The 7,585-nt window shown below is 72.5% G+C and carries 3 protein-coding genes; 2 read left to right on the forward strand and 1 reads right to left on the reverse strand.

Annotation, left to right across the window (positions count from 1 at the left end; genetic code table 11):
• Nucleotides 1-167 precede the first annotated feature (167 nt).
• The gene (locus ACGFIR_RS31485) at nucleotides 168-1,358 is read right to left on the reverse strand and encodes an ATP-grasp domain-containing protein (RefSeq protein WP_393008719.1); all 1,191 of its coding nucleotides are present in this window, start codon (nucleotides 1,356-1,358) and stop codon (nucleotides 168-170) included.
• Between the two features lie 1,301 nt (nucleotides 1,359-2,659).
• On the opposite strand from ACGFIR_RS31485, the gene ACGFIR_RS31490 reads away from it, so the two are divergent.
• Nucleotides 2,660-6,181, forward strand: coding sequence for an amino acid adenylation domain-containing protein (locus ACGFIR_RS31490; protein WP_393149022.1), 3,522 nt, complete (start codon nucleotides 2,660-2,662; stop codon nucleotides 6,179-6,181).
• 127 nt (nucleotides 6,182-6,308) lie between these two features.
• On the forward strand, nucleotides 6,309-7,585 hold a 1,277-nt coding region (locus ACGFIR_RS31495; RefSeq protein WP_393008715.1), incomplete at its 3' end, for an AMP-binding protein.

Here is a 7,585-nt window from a genome sequence, read left to right on the forward strand (position 1 = left end):
CTCGGCACCGCCGCCGTCTCCGCCGTGCGTCGGGCCGGTGCCCGCGCCACAGCATCGGCGCGGGCACCGGCTCGATCGCCACGTCGGTGCCCGCGCCGATGGCCGAACAGGCACCGGCCGAACAGGGCACGGGCGCGCCGACCCGGGCCGGGACCGGGGTCGACGCGTCAGCTGCCGAGCGCCCGCTGGATCTGCGCGATCAGCACTCCGCAGGCGTACCGGTCCGCTGCCCCGACCATGCCGACGATGGTCGCCGGCAGCGGTCCGTTGTCCGTCTCCGCCGGGTCGTGGTGCATGAAGACGACGAACTGCCCCCGGTCGATGAACGGCGCGAGGATCGGCTCGGCGTCGACGCCGGGGGCCAGCGAGAAGAACGTGGTCATCGCACACGGATGCTGGCCCAGCAGCGAACTGCGGTGCAGCAGCGAGGTGGTGGCCCCGCTGACCCGGAAGTTCGGGTCGATGACCCGCAGGGCGCCGTCACGACCGATCCCGGCGTCGAAGGAGCAGTACCCCCGGTACCCGAGCGCGCTGGCCTTTCGGACCCCTACGGTCAGCGCTTCGACCAGCTCGGCCGGCGGCTGGTCGTCGTCCATCACACAACCGACCCACGTCGAGGTGGGCTGCGGCAGGTGCACGGACGCACCGAAGTAGTGCACCGATCCGCTCTCCGTCACGCCGAACTGGAGGCCCCAGACCGTCCGGAAGGGCACCTCCTCCTCGACGATCCACTGGTCGCTGACCTGTTCCAGCTGGTTGAACATGGTGCGGTTCCGCTTGTCCTGCAACCGCCGGGTGAAGATCGCGATTCCGCTGAACACCTCGACACCGGCCGGTTTGATCACCGCCGGCCGGCGGTCCTGCTGCACGATGCGGCGTACGTCGGCGGGGGTGGCGACCTGCCGACGCGGCAGATATTCAGGCGCGACCAGGCTCTCCAGCACGGTCTTGTTGTTGAGGCGGGCGAGCAGGTCCGCGGGCACCCGGCTGCGCGCGGCCCGCAACTGCGGATCGTGCGGGGGAAACTGGAACTCCAGCGTCTCGCCCCGCTCGACGGCTTCCCGGGCGTACTGCACCGCCTGCGCGCCGGAACGGAATTCCCGCAGATCACTGGGCGTCTTGAGACCGGATCGGCTGAGCAGCCGAAGCGACTTGTCCGCGCTGGAACCGGTGCTGCAAATGGCCGCCGCCTGGTGCGGAAGGGTCAGGTGCAGACCCGTGATCATGTCCAAGCCGTTGTGCAGGGCGGCACCCGCGTCGGCGAGATAGCGGCTGTCGGCGGTCGCCACCGGGTCGGGCGGTCGGGCCAGGATCACCCCGTCGTGCGCGAACACCTGTACCTGGATGGGCACCTGCATTGAATCTCCTGACATGCCGGCCCACTGGGGGCCTCGGGGTGGCACTGAAACCGGGCGCACCACGGCCACGAACAGCGCAGAACGTGGCCGGAAGTGTGGGCTCCCGGTCCTGATGAGGCCGCTCGGCCGCGAGAGTCGGGCGTACCGCGTGCACCGACCGGACGGTCATGAGCTGGACCGGCCGGAAGCCGGCTGGCTTGTGGCCAGCGTTGCGTCGGCGAGGCGCACACCAACGGTCGGCGGTTGATGCCAGCCACCGACCGGAGTCATGGTCGGGAAAGCATAGTCACTACTGATTGTCCCGACATGGGCCAGTCAGTCGGACGCGGGCGGCCTTTTCGCCATTGGAGTCGCCAATACGCCTACCTGAGCCCTCGACTCGGGCTGACCGAAAAGCTGCCCGCAAGGAACCACAGGACCGTTCACCGTGGAACCGGGACAATCATGCACCGACCCTCTCAGAGGGCGCCTATCAGCCAATATAGAAAAGATATAGCGGCATGTGTTTCCGCCAAAGAAGCTACCGCAATCGGCCGGGATCCGATGCCCCCGTCCCGGTCGCGCACCGGATCCCGCGTACAGGCCGATCGAGCGGCGGCGATGCCGGACACGGTGCGGAACGGGTCACCACTCGCCGGCCCATCTCCGGACGCGATCTCCGGCTGACGCACTAGGGGTCGACGCGCGCATCTCTAGGGGTGTACGCCACTCCACCGGGCTTCATAGGGTCGGGCCCCATTGGTTTCGTCGTTCCCTTTTTCACCGCACCGGATCGGGGACGAACATGGGTGCGCGGCGCCCGGACGGACGGGAGGTGCCGGTGATCGGATCGGGCACCCACCTGCGCATTCCGATCGACGTGGTCGCGGCCCGGAATCCGGACGGCGACCCCGTCCCGGTGACACCGCCACTGACCCGCCACAGCCGCCCGACCCGGTCGTGGGGTCCGCGCGCCGCCTCCGCGACGCCGCCCGGAGTCCGCCCGCCCGTGCGGCACCGGGGCCACGGCGGGCCGGCGGATCCGCCCCACCTCGCGTCACACCCCGCCGTCCGGCGTACGGCATCCCGGCTGACCGGCCGCTGCGGCCCTGTGCCTTCCGGTCGCCCCCTTTCGATCGGAGGTTGAGCTCTTGTCTGTCGGGTTCGATGGCGCCCAGGCCGTGGACGGTGCGGCCGACGCCGTGGCTCTGGAGCTGGTGGGGGACCTGCGGAGGCCTGCGTTGTGGCCCGCTCGGGCGGCCTCGGCACACCGCGTACTGCCCCCGTGGCCATCGGGCGACGGTCCGGCCGGTCATGTCGTGGTGGCGGGGCTCGTGGCGGTCCTGGCCCGGTGGACGACCCAGGACGAGGTGGTGCTCGGGCTGTCGCCGGGGGCCGGCGCGGTGGCGCGGGTGGACGTCGCGGATGACCCGGGGTTCGGGGAGTTGGTGGCGCGGGTGGGCTCGGCGTGGACGGCGCCCGTGCTGGGTCGGGACCGGATGGATCCGGTGGCGGTGGAGCTCGTCGACGGCCCGGTGGCCGAGGTGGGCCCCGAGACGGTGGACGTCGACCTGGTGGTGACCGTGGCCTCGGACGGGTCCGCGCTGCGGGTGGACTACGCGGTGGAGGGCTTTTCCGCGCAGTGGGTGCGGAGCCTGGTGGATCAGATCGTGGTGCTGGTCTCCGCCGGGTCGGCGGAGCCCGAGGTCGGCCTGTCGGGGCTGGCGTTGCTGGGCGACGCGGAGCGGGAGCGGCTGCTGGGGTGGGGTCGGGGTCCGGCGCGGGAGGTGCCGGGTGAGCCGATCCACGAGCTGGTGCTCGGCTGGGCGCGGCGGTCGCCCGAGGCGGTGGCGGGTGTCGCGGGTGACGAGGTGTTGACGTACGGGGAGTTGGATCGCCGGTCGGGGTCGCTGGCGGCGTACCTGCGGTCGGTGGGCGTGGGCGCCGGTGACGTCGTGTCGGTGGCGTTGGAGCGCGGGTTGTGGTCGCTGGTGGCGACGATGGGTGTGCTCCGGGCCGGCGCGGCGTACACGCCGATGGACGTGTCGTGGCCGGCGGAGCGGATGCGGATGCTGCTGGCCGACCACGGCGCGCGGGTGGTGTTGACGGTCGGTGCGGTGGCGCCCCGGGTTCCCGCCGGGGACGGGGTGTCGGTGGTGGCGCTGGACGACGACTGGGCGACGGTGCGGGCGTGTGCGGCGGTGGGGCTGCCGGAGGTGCCGGTCGACGCGCCGGCGTTCGTGATCTACACGTCGGGTTCGACGGGCACGCCGAAGGGCGTGGTGCTGTCGCACGAGAAGCTGAACAACTTCCTGGCGTGGATGACCGACGAGTGCGCCATCGGGCCCGACAGCCGCATGCTGCACTCGGCGGCGCCGGTCTTCGACGCCGCGTTCGGGGAGATCTTCGCCACGCTCACCGGCGGCGGCCGCGTCGTCGTCTGCTCGCGCGACGACCTGCTCGACGTACGCCGGCTCACCGAACTGGTCAACCGGCACGGCGTCACGCACACGTTCGGACCGGCCACCAACATCGCCCCGCTCGACCCGGCCGCCTGCCCCGGCCTCCGCTGCATCATCTTCGGCGGCGAGGCCGTCCCGCCGCAGTTGGCCCAGCGGTGGCTGACGGCGGGTACGCGGGTGGTGAACGCGTACGGGCCGGCGGAGATCGCGGTGGCGTGCACGTGGTTCGACGCGTCGGCCGGGTGGGGTGGCGCGTACGTGCCGATCGGCTGGCCGATGCCGAACCGGCAGGTCCGCGTCGTCGACGCCAACCTCAACCTCATGCCCGTCGGGGTCCCCGGGGAGATCCTGATCGCCGGCTTCGGCGTCGCCGACGGCTACCTCAACCGTCCCGAACTGACCGCCGAGCGGTTCGTCACCGATCCCTACGGCGGTGGCCTCGCCTACCGCAGTGGTGACCTGGCCCGCTGGAACACCGCCGGCGCGCTCGAGATCCTCGGCCGCATGGACCACCAGGTCAAGGTCAACGGCATCCGCATCGAACTCGGCGAGATCGAGAGCGTCCTCGCCCAGCATCCGGACGTGGAGACCGCCGTCGTCGTCCGCCGCGAGGACCGGGGCGTGGCCCGACTCGTCGCGTACGTCACCGGGCGCGACGGCCACCCCCTCAGCACCGCCGACCTGCGCGAACACGCCGCAGCCCAGCTCCCCACCTACATGGTGCCCGCGGCCGTCGTCGTCCTCGACCGCTTCCCCCTCGGCGGCACCGGCAAGATCGACCGGAACGCCCTGCCCGCACCCGACACCCAGCGCCCCGACCTCGACGTGCCGTACGTGGCACCGGCCACCGACGCCGAACGCCTCGTCACCGGGGTCTTCGCGAGCGTCCTCGGCATCGACCGGGTCGGCACCCGCGACAGCTTCTTCCACCTCGGCGGCACGTCGTTGCAGTCCGCGGCCGTCGCCACCGGCATCGACGAGGCGGCCGACGTGGTCGTCCCCGTCTCGCAGATCCACCGCACCCCCACCCCGTACGAGCTGGCCCGGTGGCTCGCCACCGCACCCCGCCGTACGGACACCGGCTCGACCACGGCACAGGCCCGCCAGCGCCCCGGCCCGGTTCCGCTCGCGCAGCAGGTGGCGAAGTGCCTGATGTCGCCGCTGGAGGTCGTCGTCCCGGTCACCTGGTGGATCGAGGGTGAGCTGGACCTGCGGGCGCTGATGGCCGCGCTCGGCGACGTACACCGCCGCCACGAGGCGCTGCACGCCCGCTACCGGCGCACGGACCCCCCGGTGGCACTCGTCCCGCCGAACCCGGCGATGCCGCAGCTGCGCCTGCTGACCGACGCCGCCACCGAGCAGGACGCGCTCGACCAGCTCGCCGAGGCCGTGCAGCAGCCCCTGGACTACACCCAGGGCCGCAACTGGCGCGCCGCACTGATCCGGAACAAGGCCACGAAGCGGATCCTGTTCGGCGTCGGCATCCACCACATCGCCTTCGACGGGTGGTCGTACGGGCTGCTGGTGCGGGACCTGAGCCACGCCTACGCGGCACGGCAGGCCGGCCAGGCGCCCGGGTGGGACCGCCCCGCGCCGACGCTGCGCCAGTCGTACGACGAGTACGCCCGGCTCCGCGAGGCCGCCGACCTCGAGACCCAGCGGGCCTACTGGCGCGAGCAGCTACGCGGCCTGCCCCGCCAGGGCCGGGGCCCGGCCACCGCGCCCCTGGAGCAGGCGCTCGCCTGGGGACCCAAGGCGGGGCACACCGTCACGGTCACCCCCGAGGTGCTGCAACGCTGGGACGGCGCCGCCCGGGAACAGCGGTTCAGCCGCTCCAGCTACTTCGTGGCGGCGTTCGCCTCGGCGCTGCGCGCCATCCATCAGCAGGACGACATCGCCCTGCTGATGGTGGTGGCCAAGCGGGGCAGCCGGGTCCTCGACTCCGCGTTCACCACCCGGCTCAACCTCAACTGCGTCCGGGTGCGGTTCGACGGGCCGCAGGACGACAAGCTGGTCCTGCGGGTCGACGAGACGATCAGCGACCTCATGCGGGCCCAGGACGTCCCCTTCGCGGAGACCGCCGACGATCCCGCCGCCGGGCTCTCCGGCGAGGTGGTCGCCAGCCTGCCGACGTTCGTGTTCCAGGACAACGTGGTGGTGCCGCTGGAGCTGCCCGGCTGCCGGGCCGAGGAGGTCGTCGACCCGTACGCCCGGGAGGTGCCCAACGGGCTCACGGTCGAGGTGCTGCCCCGCGTCGACCACGCCCTCCTGCGCGTCACCATCCGCACCGACTATCTGCCGTACAGCTTCGCCGAGGAGCTGAACCACCACATGTTGCGCTTCCTCGAAGCCGGGCCGGCGGGTACCACCACCGCCGGCTGACCGTCCGCCCGTCCGCACCGGACCGCTCGTCACCGCGTGGGGCGCGCGAGCCGCGTGCTGAGAGTTCGTGGTTTCCCCTCCGGCGTACCCCCCGTGGGTGGCGCCGGTCCTGATCGGAGGTTGGCTCATGTCTGTCGGGTTCGTTGGTGGTCGGGCTCCGGCCACGGATGTCTCCGGGCCCGACGTCGAGATGCTCGACCTGATGGGCGACCTGCGCCGGCCGACGGTGTGGCCGGCCCGCGCGGCCTCCGAGTTCCGGGCGGTCGACCTGCCCGGCCTGGTGGGCGCGCGCTCCCCCGGCGCGGTGCTGCTGTCCGGTGTCCTGGGCGTGCTGGCCCGCTACACCGGTCAGGCCGAGGTGGCAGTGGGGCTGTCGTCGGGTGGCGTGCTGCGGGTCGACGTCGCGGACGATCCCGGTTTCGGGGAACTGGTGTCGCGGGTGGATGCGGCATTGGCCGCGCCGGTCGCAGCGGACGCGGTGGGTCCGGTGGTGGTCGGGTTGGTGGACGCTCCGGTGGCCGAGGTGGGGCCGGACGCGGTGGACGTGGACCTGGTGGTGGCCGTCGCGGGCGACGGGTCGGCGGTGCGGGTGGACTACGCAGCGGACGGGTTCTCGACGCAGTGGGTGCGGGGCCTGGTGAACCAGGCGGTCACGCTGGCGTCCGCCGGGTTGGCGGGGCCGGAGGTCGGGCTGTCAGGGTTGCCGTTGCTGGGCGAGGCGGAGCGGGAGCGGTTGCTCGCGTGGGGCCGGGGTCCGGTCCGTCCGGTGCCGGCCGAGCCGCTGCACGAGTTGGTGCTGGAGTGGGCCCGCCGCACGCCGGACGCGGTCGCGGGCGTCGCTGACGGCGAGGTGCTGACGTACGCGGAGTTGGAGCGTCGCTCGGGGGCGCTGGCCCGGTACCTGCGCTCGGCCGGCGTCGGCGTCGGGGACGTGGTGTCACTGGCGCTGGACCGCAGCATGTGGACGCTGATCGCCACCCTGGGGGTGCTGCGGGCGGGCGCGGCGTACACGCCGATGGACGTGTCGTGGCCGGCGGAACGGATGCGGATGCTGCTGGCCGACCACGGCGCCCAGGTCGTGCTCACCATCGGCGAGGTCGCCCCACGCGTCCCCCGACCCGACGGCGTACGGGTCGTCGCGCTCGACCACGAGTGGCCCACGGTGCAGGCGGCCGAACCGGTCGACCTGCCGATCGTCGAGGCGTCTGCGCCCGCGTTCGTGATCTACACGTCAGGCTCGACCGGCACACCCAAAGGCGTCGTGCTGACCCACGCCAACCTGACGAACTTCGTCACCTGGATGCGCGACGAATGCGCGGTCGGCCCGGACAGCCGGATGCTGCACTCCTGCGCCCCCGTGTTCGACGTGGCCCTCGGCGAGATCTACACCGCCCTGACCTCCGG

Source organism: Micromonospora sp. NPDC049051 (assembly GCF_043197575.1).
Lineage (GTDB): Bacteria > Actinomycetota > Actinomycetes > Mycobacteriales > Micromonosporaceae > Micromonospora.